At 55.8% G+C, this 20,227-nt stretch carries 19 protein-coding genes, 1 tRNA gene and 1 pseudogene; 16 read left to right on the plus strand and 5 right to left on the minus strand.

Features of this window, described 5'->3' with window-relative positions:
- Positions 1–258: 258 nt before the first annotated feature.
- Together OZX57_RS01420 and OZX57_RS01425 are read left to right on the plus strand one after the other, a co-directional pair.
- A complete protein-coding gene (locus OZX57_RS01420) occupies positions 259–1,032 on the plus strand; it encodes a hypothetical protein (protein ID WP_277162424.1) in 774 nt (257 codons plus the stop codon).
- A 240-nt stretch (positions 1,033–1,272) separates the two neighbouring features.
- Complete coding sequence (locus OZX57_RS01425; protein WP_277162425.1) at positions 1,273–1,902, plus strand: hypothetical protein; 630 nt, start codon at positions 1,273–1,275, stop codon at positions 1,900–1,902.
- A 91-nt stretch (positions 1,903–1,993) separates the two neighbouring features.
- On the opposite strand, the gene OZX57_RS01430 is transcribed toward OZX57_RS01425, so the two are convergent.
- A tRNA-Met gene (locus tag OZX57_RS01430) sits at positions 1,994–2,070 on the minus strand.
- A gap of 106 nt (positions 2,071–2,176) precedes the next feature.
- Between OZX57_RS01430 and metA the strand changes: the two genes are divergently transcribed.
- From metA to nucS, 10 genes and pseudogenes are all read left to right on the plus strand, one after another.
- Positions 2,177–3,217, plus strand: a complete 1,041-nt coding sequence (gene metA / locus OZX57_RS01435; RefSeq protein ID WP_277162426.1) for a homoserine O-succinyltransferase — start codon at positions 2,177–2,179, stop codon at positions 3,215–3,217.
- 594 nt (positions 3,218–3,811) lie between these two features.
- Entirely contained in the window at positions 3,812–4,627 is an 816-nt protein-coding gene (gene atpB / locus OZX57_RS01440) for a F0F1 ATP synthase subunit A (RefSeq protein WP_277162427.1), read from the plus strand.
- 149 nt (positions 4,628–4,776) lie between these two features.
- Positions 4,777–5,004, plus strand: coding sequence for an ATP synthase F0 subunit C (gene atpE / locus OZX57_RS01445; protein WP_277146158.1), 228 nt, complete (start codon positions 4,777–4,779; stop codon positions 5,002–5,004).
- A 59-nt stretch (positions 5,005–5,063) separates the two neighbouring features.
- Complete coding sequence (locus OZX57_RS01450) at positions 5,064–5,591, plus strand: F0F1 ATP synthase subunit B (RefSeq protein ID WP_277162893.1); 528 nt, start codon at positions 5,064–5,066, stop codon at positions 5,589–5,591.
- Positions 5,592–5,682: 91 nt separating this feature from the next.
- Positions 5,683–6,510, plus strand: coding sequence for a F0F1 ATP synthase subunit delta (locus OZX57_RS01455; RefSeq protein WP_277162428.1), 828 nt, complete (start codon positions 5,683–5,685; stop codon positions 6,508–6,510).
- Positions 6,511–6,597: 87 nt separating this feature from the next.
- Positions 6,598–8,226 carry a F0F1 ATP synthase subunit alpha gene (gene atpA / locus OZX57_RS01460; RefSeq protein WP_277162429.1) on the plus strand — a complete coding sequence of 543 codons (1,629 nt, stop codon included), beginning with the start codon at positions 6,598–6,600 and terminating at the stop codon, positions 8,224–8,226.
- A gap of 3 nt (positions 8,227–8,229) precedes the next feature.
- Positions 8,230–9,236 (plus strand): annotated as a pseudogene (locus tag OZX57_RS01465) (F0F1 ATP synthase subunit gamma).
- Between the two features lie 8 nt (positions 9,237–9,244).
- Complete coding sequence (gene atpD / locus OZX57_RS01470) at positions 9,245–10,738, plus strand: F0F1 ATP synthase subunit beta (RefSeq protein WP_277162430.1); 1,494 nt, start codon at positions 9,245–9,247, stop codon at positions 10,736–10,738.
- Positions 10,738–11,031 carry a F0F1 ATP synthase subunit epsilon gene (locus tag OZX57_RS01475; RefSeq protein WP_277162431.1) on the plus strand — a complete coding sequence of 98 codons (294 nt, stop codon included), beginning with the start codon at positions 10,738–10,740 and terminating at the stop codon, positions 11,029–11,031. The genes atpD and OZX57_RS01475 overlap by 1 nt, the downstream gene beginning before the upstream one ends.
- A 158-nt stretch (positions 11,032–11,189) precedes the next feature.
- Positions 11,190–12,062 carry an endonuclease NucS gene (gene nucS, locus OZX57_RS01480; RefSeq protein ID WP_277162432.1) on the plus strand — a complete coding sequence of 291 codons (873 nt, stop codon included), beginning with the start codon at positions 11,190–11,192 and terminating at the stop codon, positions 12,060–12,062.
- A 199-nt stretch (positions 12,063–12,261) separates the two neighbouring features.
- Here the strand turns inward: nucS and OZX57_RS01485 are convergent, their stop codons facing one another.
- The gene (locus OZX57_RS01485; RefSeq protein ID WP_277162433.1) at positions 12,262–13,233 is read right to left on the minus strand and encodes an FKBP-type peptidyl-prolyl cis-trans isomerase; all 972 of its coding nucleotides are present in this window, start codon (positions 13,231–13,233) and stop codon (positions 12,262–12,264) included.
- A 117-nt stretch (positions 13,234–13,350) separates the two neighbouring features.
- Here OZX57_RS01485 and OZX57_RS01490 point away from each other — a divergent pair, with 117 nt between their 5' ends.
- The 4 genes from OZX57_RS01490 (at position 13,351) to OZX57_RS01505 (ending at position 17,319) form a co-directional block, all read left to right on the plus strand.
- A complete protein-coding gene (locus OZX57_RS01490) occupies positions 13,351–14,064 on the plus strand; it encodes a hypothetical protein (protein WP_277162434.1) in 714 nt (237 codons plus the stop codon).
- Between the two features lie 8 nt (positions 14,065–14,072).
- On the plus strand, positions 14,073–15,098 hold the full coding sequence (locus OZX57_RS01495; protein ID WP_277162435.1) for a hypothetical protein: 1,026 nt from the start codon (positions 14,073–14,075) through the stop codon (positions 15,096–15,098).
- The gene (locus tag OZX57_RS01500) at positions 15,095–16,102 is read left to right on the plus strand and encodes a hypothetical protein (RefSeq protein WP_277162436.1); all 1,008 of its coding nucleotides are present in this window, start codon (positions 15,095–15,097) and stop codon (positions 16,100–16,102) included. Before OZX57_RS01495 ends, OZX57_RS01500 begins: the two co-directional genes overlap by 4 nt.
- Positions 16,103–16,344: 242 nt before the next feature.
- The gene (locus OZX57_RS01505; RefSeq protein WP_277162437.1) at positions 16,345–17,319 is read left to right on the plus strand and encodes a tetratricopeptide repeat protein; all 975 of its coding nucleotides are present in this window, start codon (positions 16,345–16,347) and stop codon (positions 17,317–17,319) included.
- A 198-nt stretch (positions 17,320–17,517) separates the two neighbouring features.
- Here the strand turns inward: OZX57_RS01505 and lepA are convergent, their stop codons facing one another.
- The 3 genes from lepA to OZX57_RS01520 are packed head-to-tail and all read right to left on the minus strand — an operon-like array spanning position 17,518 to position 20,019.
- The gene (lepA, locus tag OZX57_RS01510) at positions 17,518–19,314 is read right to left on the minus strand and encodes a translation elongation factor 4 (protein ID WP_277162438.1); all 1,797 of its coding nucleotides are present in this window, start codon (positions 19,312–19,314) and stop codon (positions 17,518–17,520) included.
- 49 nt (positions 19,315–19,363) lie between these two features.
- Positions 19,364–19,507: a hypothetical protein gene (locus OZX57_RS01515; protein WP_277162439.1), complete on the minus strand. Its 144-nt coding sequence runs from the start codon at positions 19,505–19,507 to the stop codon at positions 19,364–19,366.
- Complete coding sequence (locus tag OZX57_RS01520; protein ID WP_277162440.1) at positions 19,507–20,019, minus strand: TetR family transcriptional regulator; 513 nt, start codon at positions 20,017–20,019, stop codon at positions 19,507–19,509. The genes OZX57_RS01515 and OZX57_RS01520 overlap by 1 nt, the downstream gene beginning before the upstream one ends.
- Positions 20,020–20,227 lie beyond the last annotated feature (208 nt).

Raw genomic sequence — 20,227 nt, forward strand, 5'->3', positions numbered from 1 at the left:
GTAAATGTCCAAGAATGTTTCCTGAAAGTTGTTGCCTATCTTAGGCATTGTTGCAGTGATTGCCCATGAATGTGTTGTTTCATAAAAATATCTACGCAGAAAGCTTTAGAAGGATATTTGGAGTTGTTGCTTTGCTGCATAGACGAAGCGATGTACTTGAGCAATATGTGGGGAAGTCCCAAGTCACCGCTGTTCATATCGCTCGATGTGTATGTATCGAAATCTTCGAGCGAACAATAGCAAAACAGGAGTGTAATTATGAACGACAATATGAACAAGAATGATGCCACTCATACCGGTGCTGGCGCCCGTCAGGACGATACCGCCGCATTCAGCAGCGAACAGCCGACCACGCGTTTTGAACCAGATAATGGCTTTATGCAGTATCCGCCGGCTAACGGGGAGACTTTCTCTGCTAACGGTTCTACGGACCAATCTGGCCAGTCTGGTCTGCCGAACCAGCAGCCCAAGCGGCGCTTCAGCAAGATGTGGGGTGTAGTTATCGGCGTCGCTGTGGCATGCGGATTGGCCGGCGGAGCCATCGCTGGAGTGGCCACGGCGAAATCCGTCACTCCTTCGCATCCTCAGCAGATGCAGCGTGAGATGTCTGGCGGCCACAATGGTCAAAGCGGTCGTGGTGGCCGCGACGGAATGGGCCAGATGCCTGGTGCGGGTCAAGACGGGTCTGCAAAGGGCAACGGTCAACCGGGCCAAGGTGGATCAAGCCAGCCCAATGGTTCCGGGCAAGCTGATGGTTCCGGGCAAGCTGATGGTTCCGGTCAGAACGGCGGCATGGGTTCGCCGAATGACGGTGGTTCGTCGAACGGTCCCGATTCGCAGAATTCCGGTAACGGAAATCCTTCCGGCAAATCCGGTCAATCCGGCAACGGTCCATCTGCTACCAACCGAGGCAACGGTAATGGCATGAAAGACTCCGGAGCTGGCAAAACCGATGGCAGCGACACGGCCAATAACTCTGCCTACAAGGTTTCTGGTTCATCATTCGCTACATCGACCAGTGCACTGATCTAGGAGCGCTTCATATGACTTCGCGATGAAGTAGATCTTGGTATTCATACAGTGGCGGTCTCGACTTAGTCTGGGCCGTCACTGTGCTCAAATATCGATAACTGCTACAGGCCCAAGACGCACCGACATCACACAATCTTGCCAACCTTTCTCATCGACATCCTCTTGGAATAGGTACCTTCCTGTGCAGTAGACTAGTAATTGCCAGAAAAACCTAGCGGCCAATGATGGAAGGTAGGAATAATGGAACTCAAAGAGTGGGCCACGTTAGCCATATCGCTGGTCGCACTGTCCATATCGGTGGTAGTAGACTGGCGGCAATGGCGATGGCGGCCGCAAGCCGAGATATTTTTCAAGCACATTCCCAACGGCGACAACAAAACTCTGCCAAACTGCTCGCTTCTGAAAGAAAGCCGGAAGTTCGGGGAACCCATGCTGATCGGTTACATCATGAATTGTGGTGATGGAGAAGCATATCTGGCTGATTTGGATTTCGGAGGCTGTGTGGCCGCTCTGTACGAGCTAAGAAGGGGAAACGACTGGTCGCTTGTCGGATACGGCGAGGCTGCCAAGATAACGCATGAGCCGCTGAAACAATTTGTCGTCGTTTGGGATCTGCCCCACCAGGGAGAACAATTTGTAGGGGTGCACTGGACAGAACAGCCGACACGGTTGCATAGATGTCGGTACAAGCGCCTGCCGCTCCAAGAAATACCGAAACCGGTTGAGCATAGCCGGTCAAGAAGCCGTCGGTACCGTCTTCTCGAGAGTCTAAAGAACGCGCATGCTCATGCCATCTATCACAATCCGCCGAAAGATGGTTATTCCCAGATAATTGCCGAGGAATGGTCGCAGGAGGCACGTCAAGTTTGATGGTTAAGTCATTCTGATTCAGCATGCTTGCAATAAGCAAAGCTTTATATAGAAAAAGCCTCCGGCTTCATCAATATGAAACCGGAGGCATTGGTAGCGGGGTTAGGATTTGAACCTAAGACCTCTGGGTTATGAGCCCAGCGAGCTACCGAGCTGCTCCACCCCGCGACGGCTGTTTAAGACAGCAATAATCTAGATTACGGATAATGGCGGAAAAGTCAAATCTTCGGCGCGTTTTTTGCTATGAGGGCAGATTTGCGACCATAATAGGACTATGCCTATCAAGATTGCTAGCGGACTGCCGGCGCGCGAAATACTCGATTCGGAGCGGATTTTCGCCATCGAGAAGCCGGAAGCGGAGCAGCAGCGAATTCGTCCGCTCAAATTGGTCGTCTTGAATCTCATGCCCAAGAAAATCGAGACGGAAACGCAGCTGTTACGTCTGATTTCCAAGTCGCCGCTGCAGGTCGACATCGATTTCATGAAGACCTCGACCCATGAGTCCACCCATGTCAGCGCCGATCACCTACTCAAGTTTTACGAGAACTTCGACGCATTCAAAGACAATTACTACGACGGTCTGGTGGTCACGGGCGCTCCGGTTGAACATCTCGATTTCCAGCAGGTCGATTATTGGGATGAGCTCACGCAGATCCTCGATTGGGCGCAGACCCACGTTTTCTCCACGATGTACCTCTGCTGGGGAGCGATGGCCGGGCTCAACTATCGCTATGGAATCCGCAAGCAGAATTTCAGGGAAAAGCTTTTCGGCGTCTTCCCGCAATATCTGCAGGATGAGTACTGCTTCATCACCAACGGTTTCGACGAAATCTCGCTCCAGCCGCATTCGAGAGTGGCTGGTATCAACGAGGATGACGTTGCCGCCAACCCTGACCTGCAGGTGCTCACCTGGGGCCCGCAGGCTGGTTCCGGTCTCATCGCCGCCCGCGATTTCTCTGAGGTTTTTGTACTCGGCCATTGGGAGTACGGCAAGTACACGCTGCGCGACGAATACGAGCGCGACAAGGCCAAGGGACTGACGAACGTGCCCTTCCCGGCCAATTATTTCCCGCACGACGATCCGTCGCTGGAACCTCTCTTTTCATGGCGCGCACACGCCAATCTGCTGTGGCGCAACTGGCTCAACTGGGTCTACGAGACCACGCCTTACGACTTGAAGGAAGTGCCGAGACTTCGCGCAGAGAGGAAATTGGGGACTGACCGTTCCATTCGCCATGAGCCCGGCTCGCCGCGAGTGGATGGATTCAAGCCTGTGGAACAAGACGGTTACGGTCTTATTCCTGGCAAAGCTTGAAACGGCAAGGATTCCAGGACATTTGTAGGTCGCTGGACCTTTTATCCCCGCAAGGTTCTGCATACCTATATATCAAAGGTTGCGTTTGACGGTTCCAGAATGTTCCAGAATGTCCCAGAGTGATCTGTTCTACACGTTGCCATTAACCCATTTCAAGCCAGATTTGCTATATTTTGGCCACTATTCAATGGAAAAATAACAATATTTCGTATCATTTTTCAAAAAATGGACGAAACGCTAGATAAAAATATTTTTTCAAGAATCTTCCAGCGTTTTGTTGACAAAGAAATTTGTTGCAATCATTGGGTTTTCAACATCAAATTCCGAAAATCTGCAATATAAATTATCGTCTGAAATACCAAAAATCGTGATGAAATGTGTTCTAATTTACATTTCTCAAAAAAACGACGTACAATCGTCTGCGGCCGTTCGGAGTTGATCGCCATTTCGAAGCTCCGTGCTTCTATTTGGCTATTCTCTCTTCGACCACCAAAGTGAAATTGTTCCCACTACGCGCCATTTAGCGAAATGTAGCGGCTTCATTTCTTTTGGATGCAATAGACTGGTAAGCCTGAGATTAATCAGGGAGGGCATATGATCGAAGCTGTTGGCGCGAATATGTTGTTGGCGTCGGCGTCCGGTGCGGATTTGCCGGGTGTCAACGACTTCCTGCCTCCGGAGATTCTTTTCCAGGGCACCCCGTTCGCCATCAATCGCATCATCCTCATCCGCATTGTCGCTACGATTCTGCTGCTCATCATCTTGGGCATCACCGCAGCCCATGCCAAACTCATTCCCGGCCGTTGGCAGGGTCTTGTCGAAATGGGCATGGACTTCGTACGCAACAACGTGGTATACGAGACCATGGGCGAGTTGCGCGGCAAGCGTCATGTGCCGATGATTACCACTCTGTTCTTCACGATCTTCTTCTTCAATCTCTTCGGGGTCATCCCCGGAGCGAATATGGCTGCAACGGCCACGATCACCATGCCTTTGGTTTTCGCCATCTGGGTGCTGGTGCAGTACTGGATTACCGCGTGCCGCGAAAAAGGTCTCTGGGGCTACATTCGTGACGAATGCTTTACTCCCGGAGTGCCGTGGCCTGTCTACATTCTTCTGGCTCCGATTCAGCTGCTCGAGTTGGTCATCATCCGCCCGGCGTCGCTGACGATTCGACTGTTCGCCAACATGATTTCCGGCCACCTTACGGTAGCCACCTGCCTGGCGTTCGCACAGTTCTGGATGATTGAGTCGTCCAACAAGATGGTCGGTGTGCCGGTCGGCGCGGCGTGGTTCCTCGGCGGCATCGTGATGACACTGTTCGAAGTGTTCGTCGCCTTCCTGCAGGCCTATGTCTTCTCGATTCTCGCCACGGTCTATATCAACCTGAGCTATCCGGAGGCTGAATAGTCAACGACTGGCTTGGTCGAGACAACGCACGGTCTCGCTTGAAATGCGATACAGCGCGTAAACAATAAATTTTTACAATTGAACAAAGCAGTAACCAAAGTTGTACCGGTTTTTTTAAATGCCGACACGGCACTTGGAAAGGAAAACAAATGGATATCATCACTCTCGCAGCGGTTTCTGGCAACCTGAGCGTCATCGGCTACGGCCTGGCCACCCTCGGCCCTGGCCTCGGTCTCGGCATCCTCTTCGGCAAGGCCATGGAGTCCACGGCTCGTCAGCCCGAAGTCAGCGGCAAGATTCAGATGATCATGTTCATCGGCCTGGCACTGGTCGAGGTTCTCGGTCTGCTCGGCTTCGTTGCCGCTCTGGTGCTCTGAAACCAGCCCACGCAACAAGCGAAAACAATGACAAAAACGAACGATGAAAGGAGATCATGATGACATTTGCTGCCTCGAAGGGCATCAACCTGTTTATTCCCAAGGTTTATGACATCGTATGGTCCCTGATCATTCTTGCCATAGTCGCTGTGTTCTTCTATAAGTTCTTCATGCCCAAGTTCAACGCGATTTTCGACGAACGTGCCGAAAAAATCGAAGGCAACATCGCCAAGGCCAAGAAGGCCAAGGACGATGCGGACTCGGCCAAGAAGAAGTATGAAGACCAGCTCAACCATGCTCGTGTCGACGCTTCAAAGATCACCGACAATGCTCGCACCGAGGCGACGAAGATTATCTCCGACGCCCATACCCGTGCGGACAAGGAAGCGGAACAGATCACCGCGAACGCCCAGCGTTCGATTGCCTCGCAGCAACAGCAGGCGATGGTGACGCTGAAGAGCGAAGTCGGCACTTTGGCTACGGCTCTTGCCGGCAAGATTCTGGGCTCCAAGCTTCAGGACACCGACGTGCAGAGCAACATGATCGACAGCATGATTGACGATCTCGACAAGAAAACTGAAAAATGAGCGATGACACGTTTTCGGTTGTTTCCGGAGTCACGTGCCGTTGTTGATGGATTGAAGACAGTGTTTATTATTCAACGAATGGAGGTGAGCAATGCGAGGAGAAGCGTCGTTACAGGCTGATCGCACATCGCGTGATTCCCTGGCCCCTAGATTGAAGGAGAAGGGAACCGATGCGTGGCGTATCGGCGAGGAGCTGTTCGTCGTCACCAATCTGCTTGATCACAACGACCAAGTGGAGCGTTCGCTCACCGACCCGTCCCGTCCGTCGACCGATAAGGTTGCGCTCATCAACAACATTCTGGCCGGCCAAGCCGATGCCCTTACGGCCGATATTCTGTCCGATCTGGTTTCTCGTAATTGGAGCCGGGTCAAGGATATCGCCAACGCCGTCGAGGATTTCGCGGTTGACGCCATGATGTACTACGCCGACGCAACCGACAGCACGCTCACGGTTTCCGTGGAGCTGGCGCAGATTCATTCCGCCATGCTCAAGATGTCGGTGTTGCGTTCGAAGCTCTCGGATGATTTCGTGCCGGCCAAGGCTCGCCTCGATTTGCTGCACTCCGTTCTTGACGGCTCTCAGCTCAATAAGGTGACTATGCGACTGGCAGAACATGCAGTCGCGAATCCGCGTAACCGTCGTTTCCTGGAGACCTTGCAATGGCTGATCGCCAAGTTCACCCGTCATATGGGTGAATCGATGGTAACGGTCACCACGGCCACGCCGCTGGATGAAGCGCAGATCAAGCGTCTGGTGTCGATTTACTCGGCCAAGCTCGGACGTCCTGTGCATATCGACTCGACGGTCGATCCCTCCGTTATCGGTGGCATGCGTGTGCAGGTCGGCTCGGATGTGACGGACAACACCGTTGCCGCTCAGCTTTCCCAGCTCAAGCGCAAGGTTGCCACACAGATGTAGCCGGAACGCCGGAACAAACAAAAAGGCGCCGTAAAGGTGCCTGTACCAAGACTTATCAGTCAACAAATTAATCAATAAGGAGTGATCATGGCAGAACTTACCATTGATCCTGCGAATGTGCGAAAGGCCCTCGACGATTTCGTCGATTCGTACAAGCCCAGCGACACTCCCACCCAAGAGGTGGGCTATGTCGCCACGGCCGGCGATGGCATCGCGCATGTAACAGGACTGCCTGGTTGCATGGCCAACGAGCTGCTGACGTTCGAAGACGGCACGCTCGGCCTGGCTTTCAACCTTGATCCCCGTGAGATCGGCGTGGTTATCCTCGGCGACTTCGCAGGTGTCGAGGAAGGCCAGGAGGTACGGCGCACCGGTGAGGTGCTTTCCGTGCCGGTCGGTGACGGCTATCTCGGGCGTACGGTTGACCCTCTGGGCAAACCGATCGATGGCTTGGGTGAAATCAAAAGCGAAGGCCGCAGAATTCTCGAGGCTCAGGCTCCCGATGTGATGCATCGTCATCCCGTCGATCAGCCGCTGTCCACGGGTCTGAAGGCCATCGACGCGATGACGCCAATCGGCCGTGGTCAGCGCCAGCTCATCATCGGCGATCGCCAGACCGGCAAGACGGCCATCGCGATCGATGCGATCCTGAACCAGAAAGACAACTGGAAGAGCGGAGACCCGAAGAAGCAGGTGCGCTGCATCTATGTAGCCATCGGCCAGAAGGGTTCCACCATCGCTTCCGTGCGTCAGAGCCTTGAAGAGGCAGGCGCTATGGAATACACCACGATTGTGGCCAGCCCGGCTTCCGATTCCGCTGGTTTCAAATACATCGCACCCTACACCGGCTCGGCCATCGGCCAGCACTGGATGTATCACGGCAAGCACGTCCTCATCGTCTTCGATGATCTGTCGAAGCAGGCTGAGGCCTACCGTTCGATTTCCCTGCTGCTGCGTCGCCCGCCGGGGCGTGAAGCTTACCCGGGAGATGTGTTCTATCTGCACTCCCGTCTGCTCGAACGCTGCGCCAGGCTCTCCGATGACCTTGGTGGCGGCTCGATGACCGGTCTGCCGATCGTAGAGACGAAGGCGAACGATGTGTCCGCCTACATCCCGACGAACGTCATTTCGATCACCGACGGCCAGATCTTCTTGCAGTCCGACCTGTTCAACGCCAACCAGCGTCCCGCTGTGGACGTCGGCATCTCCGTGTCCCGCGTCGGTGGCGCGGCCCAGAGCAAGGCGCTGAAGAAGGTTTCCGGCACGCTGAAGATCTCGCTGGCACAGTACCGCTCGTTGCAGTCCTTCGCGATGTTCGCTTCCGATCTGGATGCGGCTTCCAAGGCTCAGCTCACCCGCGGCGCTCGTTTGACCGAACTGCTGAAGCAGCCCCAGTTCTCCCCGTATTCGATGGAGCAGGAGGTCGTCTCCGTGTGGGCCGGCACCCATGGCAAGCTCGATGACCTCGAGATCGCTGACGTGCTGCCCTTCGAGCATGGTTTGTTGGATTATGTCGAGCACAACACCGACATCATGAAGACCATTCGCGACACCGGTGACTTCACCGCTGAGACGGAGAAGGCTTTGGATGCAGCTGTCGAGGAGTATCGCGGCAACTACGTGACCAAGGCCGGCAAGCCGTTGGTCGTCGATAAGCCGACTGCCACCACGCCCACGAAGATCGAGCAGGAAAAGATTGTAGCGGGGGATAAGTAACCCATGGCTTCTCAACTCGGATTGAAATCACGTATCGCCTCCACCACGTCGTTGGGCAAGATCTTCAACGCGCAGGAGATGATCGCTTCTTCGCATATCGCCAAGGCTCGTACCGTGGCGTTGAACGCGAAGCCATACAGCGACGCGATTTTCGATGCCGTTGAGGCGTTGGCTGCACATACCGAAATCGACCATCCCATCGTCAAGTCCACGGAACACAACCCCAGGGTTGCCGTTCTGGCCTTGACGTCGGATCGCGGCATGGCCGGCGCCTATACCTCGTCGATCATCCGCGAAACGGAGTCACTGCTCGCTCGTCTCGACAAGGTGGGCAAAAAGCCTTTGCTGTATGTCTACGGCCGTCGCGGTGTTTCCTATTACCGTTACCGTAATCGTGAGATTGCGGCGACGTGGGAGGGTGACAGCGATCAGCCAGGGGCCGATATCGCTCGCGAGATTTCCGATCGGTTGCTTGCGGACTATATGAAGACGGCTGCGCAGGGCGGCGTTTCCGAGCTGTACATCGTCTTCACGGAATTCGTGAACATGGTGGTGCAGAAGGTTCGCGTGCTGCGTATGCTGCCGGTGGAACTGGTCAAGAACAGTGACCAGAAGACTGCAGTCATGAGCGATTCTGTCGAATCCGTCAATGTCGAGCAGTCGAAAAGCTCCACGTCCTCGAGTGCGTCCGCAGCTGCTACCAGTGACGTGACGGCAGTGGCGAAAAAGGCGAAATGGCACCGTTGTACACATTCGAGCCGAACATCAGCAAGGTGCTCGACGCGGTTTTGCCGATGTATGTGCAAGCCCGTATCCATGAATGCCTGTTGACCGCCGCCGCCTCTGAGACGGCAAGCCGTCAGAACGCCATGCACACCGCGACCGACAACGCCAACAATCTGATTGATTCCCTGACCCGCCAGCTCAACGCTTCGCGTCAGGCCTCGATCACCCAGGAACTTACTGAGATAATCAGCAGCGCAGACGCGCTGAATAAAGAGGAAGAGTAGGAACGCATATGGCTGAAAATGAGTCAACAGCTCAGTCCACAGCGACCTCCGCCGATTCGGCGACTGACCTGAATGCCGGACGCATCACACGCGTCCAGGGTTCGGTGATCGACGCCGAGTTCCCGGCGGGGCACCTGCCCGACATTTACAATGCCCTGAAAGTCAAGATCAGCAACGTGGGCAACACCGAAGGCGAGACCGTCAAGGAGATTACCCTTGAGGTTGAGCAGCAGATCGGTGATTCCACGGTGCGCGCCGTTGCATTGAAGCCTACCGATGGCCTCGTGCGTGGCGCATCCGTCGTCGATACTGGCGGCCCCATTGAGGTGCCGGTCGGCGACGTGACCAAGGGACACGTGTTCGATGTTACGGGCAATATTCTCAACGCCAAGCCTGATGAGCATATCGAGGTCAAGCAGCGTTGGTCCATCCACCGCAATCCGCCGGCCTTCGATCAGCTCGAGAGCCGTACCAAGATGTTCGAGACGGGCATCAAGGTCATCGATTTGCTCACCCCGTACGTTGAGGGCGGCAAGATCGGCCTCTTCGGTGGCGCAGGCGTCGGCAAGACCGTGCTGATCCAGGAGATGATTCAGCGCGTGGCGCAGAACCACGGCGGCGTCTCCGTATTCGCTGGTGTCGGCGAGCGTACCCGTGAGGGCAACGATCTGATCGGCGAAATGGGCGATGCAGGCGTTTTGGAGAAGACCGCACTGGTCTTCGGCCAGATGGATGAGCCCCCGGGGACGCGTCTTCGCGTGCCGCTGACCGCTCTGACGATGGCTGAGTACTTCCGCGACGTCGAGAACCAGGACGTGTTGCTCTTCATCGACAACATCTTCCGCTTCACGCAGGCAGGCTCTGAGGTCTCCACGCTGCTCGGCCGTATGCCGTCTGCAGTGGGCTATCAGCCGAACCTGGCCGACGAGATGGGCTCCCTGCAGGAGCGCATCACCTCGACCCGTGGCCACTCGATCACTTCGCTGCAGGCCATCTACGTGCCCGCCGACGATTACACCGATCCGGCCCCGGCCACGACCTTCGCCCATTTGGATGCGACCACCGAACTTTCTCGTGACATCGCCTCCCAAGGCATCTACCCGGCCGTCGACCCGCTGTCGTCCACCTCGCGAATCCTCGATCCGCGCTACGTGGGCCAGGAGCATTACGACACTGCGAACCGCGTCAAGGCGATTTTGCAGCGCAACAAGGAACTCCAGGACATCATCGCCCTGATCGGCATCGATGAGCTCGGCGAGGAAGACAAGACCACTGTCAACCGTGCCCGTAAGATTCAGCAGTTCCTTGGCCAGAACTTCTACGTCGCGAAGAAATTCACCGGCTTGGAAGGCTCGTATGTGCCCGCTGACGAGACCGTTGAGGCCTTCAAGCGCATTTGCGACGGTCAGTATGATGAGTTGCCGGAGCAGGCGTTCAGCGGCATCGGTGGCATCGATGACCTCGAGCACAAGTGGCACGACATGCAGAAGGAATATGCGTGATGGCTGGCTCCACGATGAAGGTGAATATCGTCGCTTCAGATCGACCGCTGTGGGCGGGCGAGGCAAAGTCCGTAACCATTCCCGCGAGTTCGGGTGGCATGGGCATCCTTCCCGACCATGAGCCGGTGATGACGGTCATTGACAAGGGTATTGTCTCGGCCGTGGATGTCGACGGAAACCGCCACAGCTTCGAGATGACCGACGGCTTCGCGTCGTTTGATTCCAATTTGCTCACGGTTGCTGCTGAGACTGGCGTGGACGTCGAGAAGAAATCGACGGAAGCGGCAGAATAGCGCTGTCGCTGACATCTTTCGTCACTTAAGTGGAGGCACCGATTCATTTCGGTGCCTCCACTTTTTAATATCAGAGCCAAGATTGATCTGGATAACGACGTCTGGAATCTCATGAACGGCTGATGTGTTCCTTCCATCGCCTCAGGTACAGTGGCAGGGTGCGAATTATTGTTGCTGATTGCTCTGCCGTCTATTCCGGAAGACTGAATGCCTCGTTGCCCATGGCCAAGCGCGTGCTGATGATCAAGGCCGACAACAGCCTACTGATCTTCTCCGAACTTGGTTCCTACAAACCGCTTAACTGGATGGCTGCCCCTTGCACCATCCGCGAAGTCACGCCGGAACATGACGATGAGATGGTGCCGGAAAGCCAAGAAGAAAGCGCCGAAGCGGTGGCGGATTCGAATGATGACACCGTTACAGCGACTTCGAACAGTGACCTTGCTATAGAAGATTCTACGGAAATCGATATCGACGTGGCAGCTGACTCGAATGACGACGTTGTTGCAGAGAGTTCAGGGGATACCGATGCTGAAGTGGCGCCGGAGAAGGTGTTCCGCGTGGCTGCGCAGAAATCGACTGATGTTCTCGAAGTAACGGTGCAGCACGTCTATTCCGACGAGACCTACGATTTGGGGGAGGACCCAGGGCTCGTCAAGGATGGCGTCGAAGACCATCTTCAGTATTATCTGGCCCAGCAGATTGAGCGCATCGGCAAGGGTGCGAAGCTGGTGCGTCGCGAGTATCCGACACCCGTTGGCCCGGTCGACATCATGGCTATCGACGGCAACGGTCAGCACGTCGCCATCGAAATCAAGCGTCATGGCGGCATCGACGGCGTTGAACAACTTACCCGCTACGTGAAGCTCCTCAACAAGGATCCGCTACTCGCTCCGGTCCGAGGCATGTTCGCCGCGCAGACCATCACCCCACAGGCCAAGGTCTTGGCACAGGAACGTGGCTTCGACTGCCTCATCCTCGACTATGAGGATATGAAAGGCACCGAGGACGACAGTCTGCGCCTGTTCTGACGAAAGTCAGTATCAAGAAAACGTGTCGGTCGGTTCGTTTGGCGTTCTGTTTTTGCTGACTGGTTGTTATTCTGTCTGCTTTTATTGAATCAAAGTCAACGAGGCGTTGCTACGTCATATGAAAATTCCCGGACATCGCTTGATAGTGGATGTCCGGGAATTTTGTTTCTCTACTTATTGCTGAATCTCAGCAACCAACTCATTGCTCAGTCTGCATCTCGCCGTAATCGTAGAGGATATCGACCACGAAGTAAAGCGTCGAATTAGCGGGAATTTTGGCTTGCGCCTGATTGCCGTAGCCCAAAGACGGAGGGATAACCAGCAGCACCTGAGAGCCAACCGTTTGACCGGCCAAGCCTTGCTTCCAACCTGTGACGACCTGCTGCAGCGAGAACTGCGCGGCCTTGCCCTTGTCCCACGATGAATCGAACTTCGAGGGCTTGCCGTCCTTGTCCATCACCCAGCCGGTGTAATGCGCGTCGATGGTGTCTTTCTCATCCACCTGCTTGCCTTTGCCCTTGATGAGCGGCTGTACGACGAGGTCGTTGCCGGGCTTATAGCCGTTAAAGTCGATGGACGGGGCGCCCTTGCTGTTGAGTGTCACCTTGGGCAGGTTCGCCGGCACATCGGTGACTTTGTCACCTTCGGCTCGGGTGAGCGACTTGGACTGGGAAACCATGGTGAGCGCCATAATATAAGAAGTTTTGGCGCTGTTCTTGTCGTTGACGCCGAAGGCCACGGTTGAGTTAATTCTCTGGTCTTTCAGCACGTTGTAATAGGTCTTGTTAATGCTCTGCTCGTTCATCACCATCGAGCAATCTGGGGTGTTCTTCTCCCAGGTGCTCATCATCTCACCGTCGTCCTTGGCGTTGAGTGCAACAGCCTGCACACAGACGTGATTGTCCTTCTTGATGGGCGCGCCGTTGCCCTTTTGCAGTACGGCGTAAGAATTATTGACCACGCTCATCGGGGTGTGGAAGGTGATCTTCGGCTTCTTGCCGAGTTCTCCGGTGGCCTTAACGCCCGCCATCTGGATGCCGTTCGAATCGGCAGAATTGTTGGAATCGTCGCCTTTACCTGATCCGCAAGCCGCCAAACCGAATGACAGCGCGATGGCGCAGGCCGCCGCAAGAGCACGGCTGAGCTGTCGTGAAAGATTGTTGTTATGCATGGTTCACCAGCTTAGCTGCGAACCTTGATTTATACCTGAATGTGCCTGTGATACGAAAAGCGTTCAGTATAAATTCCCAGCATTCTATCGGATAGGCCTTGTAGAATGTAGAACAATATGACTTCAGAAAACGATGAACAACAGAAGCGGAATACGAAACCCACGAAGCATGCGCTGGTCATGCGTGGCGTTGTCGCGCCCATTTTCGGTCTTTTGGCAGTGTTGTTCATCGTGCTGGGCGCGTTGAACGCGACCGTCTGGAAACCTGCAAAAGAAATCACTGCGGATACTTCCGTTTCGGGCGCACAATATGTGGTCACCGATCCTGGCATGCTTAACTTGCTCAACAAAACGGTGACGGTGAAGGTCAAGACGACGGCCGCCGACGATAATGGCAGCAAATCCGCGAAGGGCGAAAACGCCGATTCTTCTGTGAAAACCTGTGTCGCGATGGGCAGCTCCAAGGATGCTACGGGCTGGTTGGCCGGTCAGGACTACACCCGTATCACCGGCCTGCAAGGTTGGAAGACGCTTTCCAGCAAGACTGCCAAAGGTCAGAAACTCGCGTCGAGCGGCACGGCGGACGGTGAAGTGGCGTTCAAGGATTCGGATATGTGGTCTTCCGTTCAGTGCAGCAACGGAACTATTTCGATGAATTTGAACGATGTCAAGGCCGATCAGGTGATGGTTATTGATACTGGGATTTCTTCGGCAAAATCGGGGTCTGACACTGCAGACGCTGCGAGCGGCAGTGAAACCAATGCATCTGGTGAAGCCAATGCATCTGGCGATTCCAGTGATTCCGCTAAAAGGTCGCACAACCAAAGCTGACACTCACCATGCATTGGGTGCGTCAACAGGTGCCGGATCATGCCACACCGCTCTTCATCGTGGCGGCGGTTTGCGCGGTGCTGACGGTATTGTCGGCTTCGATCTTCGCGATTTCGGCCAACGAATCGGTCAAGCGCAAGCGCGAGGCTCGTCGTGAGAAGCGAGAAGCGGCAAAGGCCGAGGAGATTTCCATTTCGGAAGCCATGACCGGCAGCTTCGCCGTTCTGCGCACCAGCATCGTGCACACCACCCATAATCATCGGGCTTCGCACAAAAAGGTAGCGCCTGTCGATACGCCTGCCGCACCGGTCGGAATGTCGGATGATGGTAATGCGCTTGCCTCCGCCAGTAACGGTCTGGCCGGAGCAGACAATGGTGATGGATTCGATGACGAAACTTCCGCAGATGATGTATCGACACCCAGTATCATCGATCCGACCCGTCGCAATCTCGTGGCCGACATGCAGATGCGTAGCGACGACGATAAGTCCGCAGAAACTTTGCCAAGTGACGAATCTGGCAACGGAGTCGGACGCCATCGGGGAGCCTCTGAGCAGGAATCCGAATCTGATGCCAATCAAGAGGGCAAGGTCGGCAGACATAGCCGCTTTGCACCCGAGGCTGATGGTCAGGCCGCTGCGTCCGTTCAGGCGCCCGTTGCCGTCTCGTTGGATGAATCGTCCAGAAGCTCGGATGATGCTGGTGAAACAAACAAGGATGGCGAGGGTCGAAGGACTTCCAGTGCCGATGCCGTGATCGATGAAGGCCATGCCGAGGATGAGACCAGCGTCATTTCGCTGGATGAGCTTCGTGCCTATTACGCCCGCTTCTCCCAGGAAGATGATGAAAAGGACGAGACACCTTCACAAGACGCAGAGCATGAAAAAGCGGATGCGAATACCGATGAAACGGATGACAACGAGACAGTGGTAAAGCAGGCGAAGAAAACTGAGGAAACCGGCCAACAGGTTGATGACGACGGCGACAAGCCGCAGGCCAATGAGGATGACCATAAGGCCGAGGAGGACGCATGAACTCCAAGAGACTGCTGAAAACACTAACAGCCGCTGCATTGGCTGCGGCCACACTCATCGGAACCGCTGCGTGCGGCGACCAGGCCCCGCAACCGCAGGGCAGCCAGGCATCCGTGCAAACACCCGACATCACCGAGGCCCAGGAAAAGAAGATACGCAACGCAACGCTCGATGCGCTTGATGCCGCCGACAAGGCCAAGAGCCCCGACGGTTTGGATGTGCGTGTCACCGGCCCGGCGCTTCAGGTGCGCACCAGCGAACTGGCGATTGCCCAAGCCACCGGCAACCTCGATCCCAAGGCCACGATTCCCAAAGACATCGCCCAGACGATCATCCCCACCCAGTCGGGTTGGCCGCGCTCCGTTTTCTCGATTACGACCACCACGCAGGATCAGCAGTCCAAGCGTTTGCTGGTGATGACGCAGCAGAGTCCGCGCAGCAACTACAAGCTGTGGGGCGTGGTACGTCTGTTCCAAGGCGCCAAGCTGCCGGAATTTGCTATTCCCTCGATCGGCTCAAGCATGGGCGGTGTCGACGATTCCGGACTGTTGCTTTCGCCCAAGCAGACCGTCGACGACTACGCCGATGTGCTGGTCAACGGCCAGCAGAGCAAATATTTCAACGATTTCTCGAGCGATTATTTCCGTGAGGACCTGACCAAGCTTTCTCAAACCGTCCAGCAGGGCATGGAACGCAACCACGGCACGCAGACTCAGACCTTCACGCCGGTCAAAGACCAGATTTCAGTGATGCGCTCCAGTGACGGCGGTGACCTTGTCGTCGCACAGATCGATTCCGAATGGACTCGTTCGGCTGGCGAGGGACGCGAATCCCAGCCCGCCAGCGATGCCGAACGTGCGCTTTTCGGACAGGGCAAGGCCACCTCCACGATGAAAGTCACCTATGTCAATGTGGTCGCCTTCTATGTGCCGCCCGCCAAGTCCGGTCAGAAGGTTGTTGCCGTGGGCGCCGAGCGTCAGCCGATTAAGGTTGAGGCACTCTAAGCACGCTATTCGAACTCCCTATTGCGGCTCGACGTGTACAGGACATCAGATGCCAGTCGACGCAAATTGTTGCCCGGTATCGGTGAATCGGGCATGTGAAATTTTCCTTGCATCTGGGTCCGCCATCAGACAAAGCAGTGTCTTTTGGGGTCGGGCGGCAGGTAGATTAGACATTGTCATATACGGTATCGGGTAGATAGCGGGTTCTGCGTCGCAACGACGCAAGGAGAAAGAAGGTACTTTTGGCAGCAGCAAGCAATTCACAGTCGAATCCGGGCATTTCGTTGGCTGGTGCGGTCGATTTGAGCTCGATCAAGCATCAGGTGCAGGCCGAGCCGGGTCAGGCCGGCGGTGCGCCTTCGGCGGGCGGCTACGTCATCGACGTCACCGAGTCCACATTCCAAGCGGTTTTGCAGACTTCCGCCACGTATCCTGTGGTGCTGTTGCTGTGGATTCCCACCGACGACCGGCTGTTTGCCATGGCCAAGACGCTGGGCGATACCATCAACGGCATGAAGGGACAGTTGCAGCTTGCCCGTGTCGACGTCAATGCTGAACCCGGCATCGCTCAGGCCTTCCAGATCAAGGGTGCGCCGGCGTTGTTCGCGCTTATCGGCGGCCGTCCGATGCCGATTCTCGAGGGGCTGCCGAGCGACGAGGAATTGAAGCAGATTACCGACACCTTGTTACCGCAGATCGTTCAGCTTGCCCAGCAGGCGGGGGTTAGTGGAACAGCGCCGTATTCGGGCGATCCCGATGCCGATGCGGCTGCGGGTGCTGATGGAGACGCAGCGGCCGAGCAAGTGCCGCCCGAGCATCAGCAGGCTCACCAGCTCGCGGCCGACGGTGACTACGCCGGTGCCGCCGAGGCCTATGCTCAAGTTCTTGAAGCGAATCCGAATGATGCGCTGGCTGCCCGCGAACGTTCCAAGGCCTTGCTGCTGGCGCGTTCCGGTGAAGCCGATGTGCGCAAGGTTCGCACCGCTGCGGCAGACAATCCCGATGACGTCGATGCGCAGCTCGCCGTCGCCGATATCGATATGATCGGCGGTCAGATTGAAGATGCGTTCTCGCGTCTGCTCGATTACCTTGCAGCAGGCCACAAGGCAGACCTGGAGCCGGTTCGCCAGCGCCTGCTCGAATATTTCGTCATCCCCGAGCCCGACGACCCTCGACTGAAGGCTGCTCGTCGTCGCCTTTCCACGCTGATGTACTGAGCTTAATGCAAGTTCTTTATTCGTAAGAATGCACTTTCCTGATCCCACTGTCAGGAAAGTGCATTTTGCTTTCCGCAACATGCATGTTGATGGCACTGCTGCCGGAGACGAGCACCGAGATCCTTGTTAAATGCGCTTCCTTGTCATCTCTGTCAGAGAAGTGCATACCTCCCTGGCCTTGTTGTCGGGAAACACACTCTACATTGACAGCTCAAGCACTGCGTCGAAGACCTCCTGCGGTAGCTTGATGTCGCTTTTGGCGGCCTGGCGTTTGTTGATGCTCTGGCGTCGCAGCAGTGCCTGTTTCTTGGAAATGCTTTTCTTCTCGCCGCTCACCGCAGCGTTCTTGCGCAGCGGCGGCACGTCCACCCGAGCGAGCACACGGCCTTCAACCATCGCCTGCACCGGCATGGGGTAGAGCCTGCGTGGAATGGTGTACTTGAGCTTTTCGACCAGTGCCTGGGTCTTGGCCGGCGCATCCTGGCGGTGGATGATGAACGCCAGCGCATCCACCGGTGCGTAGTTGACATCCAGTTCCACCTTGACCACGTCGGCCATGCCGTAGTCGGCGAATTGCGTTTCCAGCGTCGCGTAGCCGTGCGAGATCGATTTCAGGGTGTTGAAGAAATCATAGGCGATCTCGGCGGTCGGAATGTGGTAGGTCACGGTGATGAGGTCGCCCTCGTTCGCGATGTCGGTCAGCGTGCCCATGTGCTTCTCAGCCAGCTGCATCACGGCGTTGAGCTCCTGCTCATCGGTAGTGATGACGGCGTTGGAGAACGGCTCCTCGACGTAATCGATTTCGCCGTAATCAGGGAACGTCGAAGGACTGTCCACTTCGTTGACAGTCTCGCTGCCCTTCATATGCACACGGTAGGTGACGTTCGGAGCCGTCGTGAGCACATCCAGTCCGTATTCGTTCTTGAGCCGCTCGCGGATGATCTGCAGGTGGAAGATGCCGAGGAAGCTGCAGCGGAACCCAGGGCCGAGCGCGTCCGAGTTTTCCTTGACGTACTGGAACGAGGAATCGTTGAGGCTCAGTTTTTCGACGGCCAGCTCGAGCTCGCGGTAGGTGTCGCCCTTGGGGTAGAAGCCGGCGAAAACCATCGGGTGCGCGGGTTCATAGCCGGGCAGCGCTTTCGTGGCGGGATGCGAGCTGTCGGTGATAGTGTCGCCCACGCGCAGCTGAGTCGGGTCCTTCACGCCGGTTTTGACATAGCCGACTTCGCCCAGCCCGAGCGTTTTCACTGGCGTTTGGCCGGGGGCGAACACGCCGATTTCGTTGTTCTGCAACGTCTGTTTCGAAGCCATCGCCTTGATGTTCTGGCTTTCGCCCAGCGTGCCGTCGATTACGCGCAGATAGGCGATGACGCCTTGGTACGGGTCGTAGGAGGAATCGAAAACCAAGGCCTTAAGCGGGGTGGAGGCATCACCCGAGGGTGCCGGAATCGTGGTGTGCACGGCTTCCAGCACTTCGTGCACGCCGTCACCGGTTTTGGCCGAGACGTACAGGATGTCGGCATCTTCGAGTTCTGGAGCCAGCGAGCGAATCTGCTTTTCGGTGCGTTCCAAGTCGGCGGCAGGGCTGTCGATCTTGTTGATGACCGGCAGAATGGCCAGCTTGTTTTTGCGGGCGAGCCGTAGGTTGGCGATGGTCTGTGCCTGCACGCCCTGCGTGGCGTCGACCAGCAATATCGCGCCTTCGCAGGCGGCGAGGCTTTTGGAGACCTCGTAGGAGAAGTCGACGTGGCCGGGGGTGTCGATGAGGTTGTATTCGTATTCCTTGCCGTCGTCGGCGCGATAGAAGTTGCGGACGGTGCGCGACTTGACGGTTACGCCATGCTCGCGTTCGACAGCCATGTCGTCGAGCAACTGATCGCTGGCCTCGCGCTCGCTGATGGTTTCGGTTTGCTCCATGATGCGGTCGGCCAGCGTCGATTTGCCGTGGTCGATGTGTGCGATGATGGCGAAGTTGCGGATGAGTTCGGTGTTCATACTTGTTATGTCCTTTAAGGTATTTGGTATTGGGGAAATCAGAACTTCGTCAGAGTTTTACGGACGGGAACTTTCCGATAAGGTAGTTGCGCATCACTTCCGTGCAATCATGTGCCAGATCCACTTGGAAATCGCTGAAATCGCGGTTTTCGAGTGTGACATGGTCGAAGGAATCGAGTCCGTTCATGTTCATCAGGCCGCTGATGACGGCGCTTTGCACAATGAAAAGCCTGCTGACCTCGGACTGGGGAGGCTCGGGATCTGGTCGGCGATAAGCGTGGCAAGCTGCTGATTCTTGTCATAGAGTTTCTGACGGTGATCGATCGTCTGCTCCATATTCGCGCCATGTTCGAGAATCGGTCCTCGCAGGGCGTTGAGCCGTACCAGCGACGGGCGCTCGCGCACAAGCTTTGAGGTGCTGTCGAGCAGCAGGTGCGCAAAGTCGTGCAGCGAGAAATCGGTTTGGGCGGAGATTTCGCTCATCAGGTCGTCGAAATAATCCTGATATCCGTCGAGCAGCAAGGTCATGAACAGGCTTTCCTTGCAATCGAAATAATTGAAGAGCGTTCCTTTCGACACCTCCGCGGCTTTGGCGATGTCGGACATGGTGATGGCGCCGAACGAACGTGTCTCGAAGAGTTTGAGCGCGGCAGCTGAAATACGTTGCGCCCGTTCCCGTTTCTGTTCTTCGCTGAGTATGTTCATGGCTCTTTCTTTCGAGAATCTATCGTGACCACCGGTCATTTTTAATGATAAACAATTACTGACCGCCGGTCAAATTTAACTTAGAAAGTGTTTGGTCAAGCTAAAAAGAACTTTGCAACGTGTGATTTGTTGAATGCTGCCGTTGTAAAAGTGCACTCAAGCTATCGTAAAACGTACTTTCTCGACGGCACCTTTAAAAATATGCAGT

This window comes from Bifidobacterium sp. ESL0682, from assembly GCF_029392815.1.
Taxonomy (GTDB): Bacteria; Actinomycetota; Actinomycetes; order Actinomycetales; family Bifidobacteriaceae; genus Bifidobacterium.

Bases quoted from the DNA above. Each gene is read 5' to 3' on its own strand.
- OZX57_RS01490 (WP_277162434.1), top strand. From the start codon at position 13,351: ATGACTTCAGAAAACGATGAACAACAGAAGCGGAATACGAAACCCACG.
- atpA (WP_277162429.1), top strand. From the start codon at position 6,598: ATGGCAGAACTTACCATTGATCCTGCGAATGTGCGAAAGGCCCTCGAC.
- OZX57_RS01515 (WP_277162439.1), bottom strand. From the start codon at position 19,507: ATGAACATGAACGGACTCGATTCCTTCGACCATGTCACACTCGAAAAC.
- OZX57_RS01450 (WP_277162893.1), top strand. From the start codon at position 5,064: ATGACATTTGCTGCCTCGAAGGGCATCAACCTGTTTATTCCCAAGGTT.
- OZX57_RS01420 (WP_277162424.1), top strand. From the start codon at position 259: ATGAACGACAATATGAACAAGAATGATGCCACTCATACCGGTGCTGGC.
- lepA (WP_277162438.1), bottom strand. From the start codon at position 19,314: ATGAACACCGAACTCATCCGCAACTTCGCCATCATCGCACACATCGAC.
- atpB (WP_277162427.1), top strand. From the start codon at position 3,812: ATGATCGAAGCTGTTGGCGCGAATATGTTGTTGGCGTCGGCGTCCGGT.
- metA (WP_277162426.1), top strand. From the start codon at position 2,177: ATGCCTATCAAGATTGCTAGCGGACTGCCGGCGCGCGAAATACTCGAT.
- atpD (WP_277162430.1), top strand. From the start codon at position 9,245: ATGGCTGAAAATGAGTCAACAGCTCAGTCCACAGCGACCTCCGCCGAT.
- OZX57_RS01495 (WP_277162435.1), top strand. From the start codon at position 14,073: ATGCATTGGGTGCGTCAACAGGTGCCGGATCATGCCACACCGCTCTTC.
- OZX57_RS01455 (WP_277162428.1), top strand. From the start codon at position 5,683: ATGCGAGGAGAAGCGTCGTTACAGGCTGATCGCACATCGCGTGATTCC.
- OZX57_RS01500 (WP_277162436.1), top strand. From the start codon at position 15,095: ATGAACTCCAAGAGACTGCTGAAAACACTAACAGCCGCTGCATTGGCT.
- OZX57_RS01520 (WP_277162440.1), bottom strand. From the start codon at position 20,019: ATGAACATACTCAGCGAAGAACAGAAACGGGAACGGGCGCAACGTATT.
- OZX57_RS01475 (WP_277162431.1), top strand. From the start codon at position 10,738: ATGGCTGGCTCCACGATGAAGGTGAATATCGTCGCTTCAGATCGACCG.
- OZX57_RS01425 (WP_277162425.1), top strand. From the start codon at position 1,273: ATGGAACTCAAAGAGTGGGCCACGTTAGCCATATCGCTGGTCGCACTG.
- OZX57_RS01485 (WP_277162433.1), bottom strand. From the start codon at position 13,233: ATGCATAACAACAATCTTTCACGACAGCTCAGCCGTGCTCTTGCGGCG.
- atpE (WP_277146158.1), top strand. From the start codon at position 4,777: ATGGATATCATCACTCTCGCAGCGGTTTCTGGCAACCTGAGCGTCATC.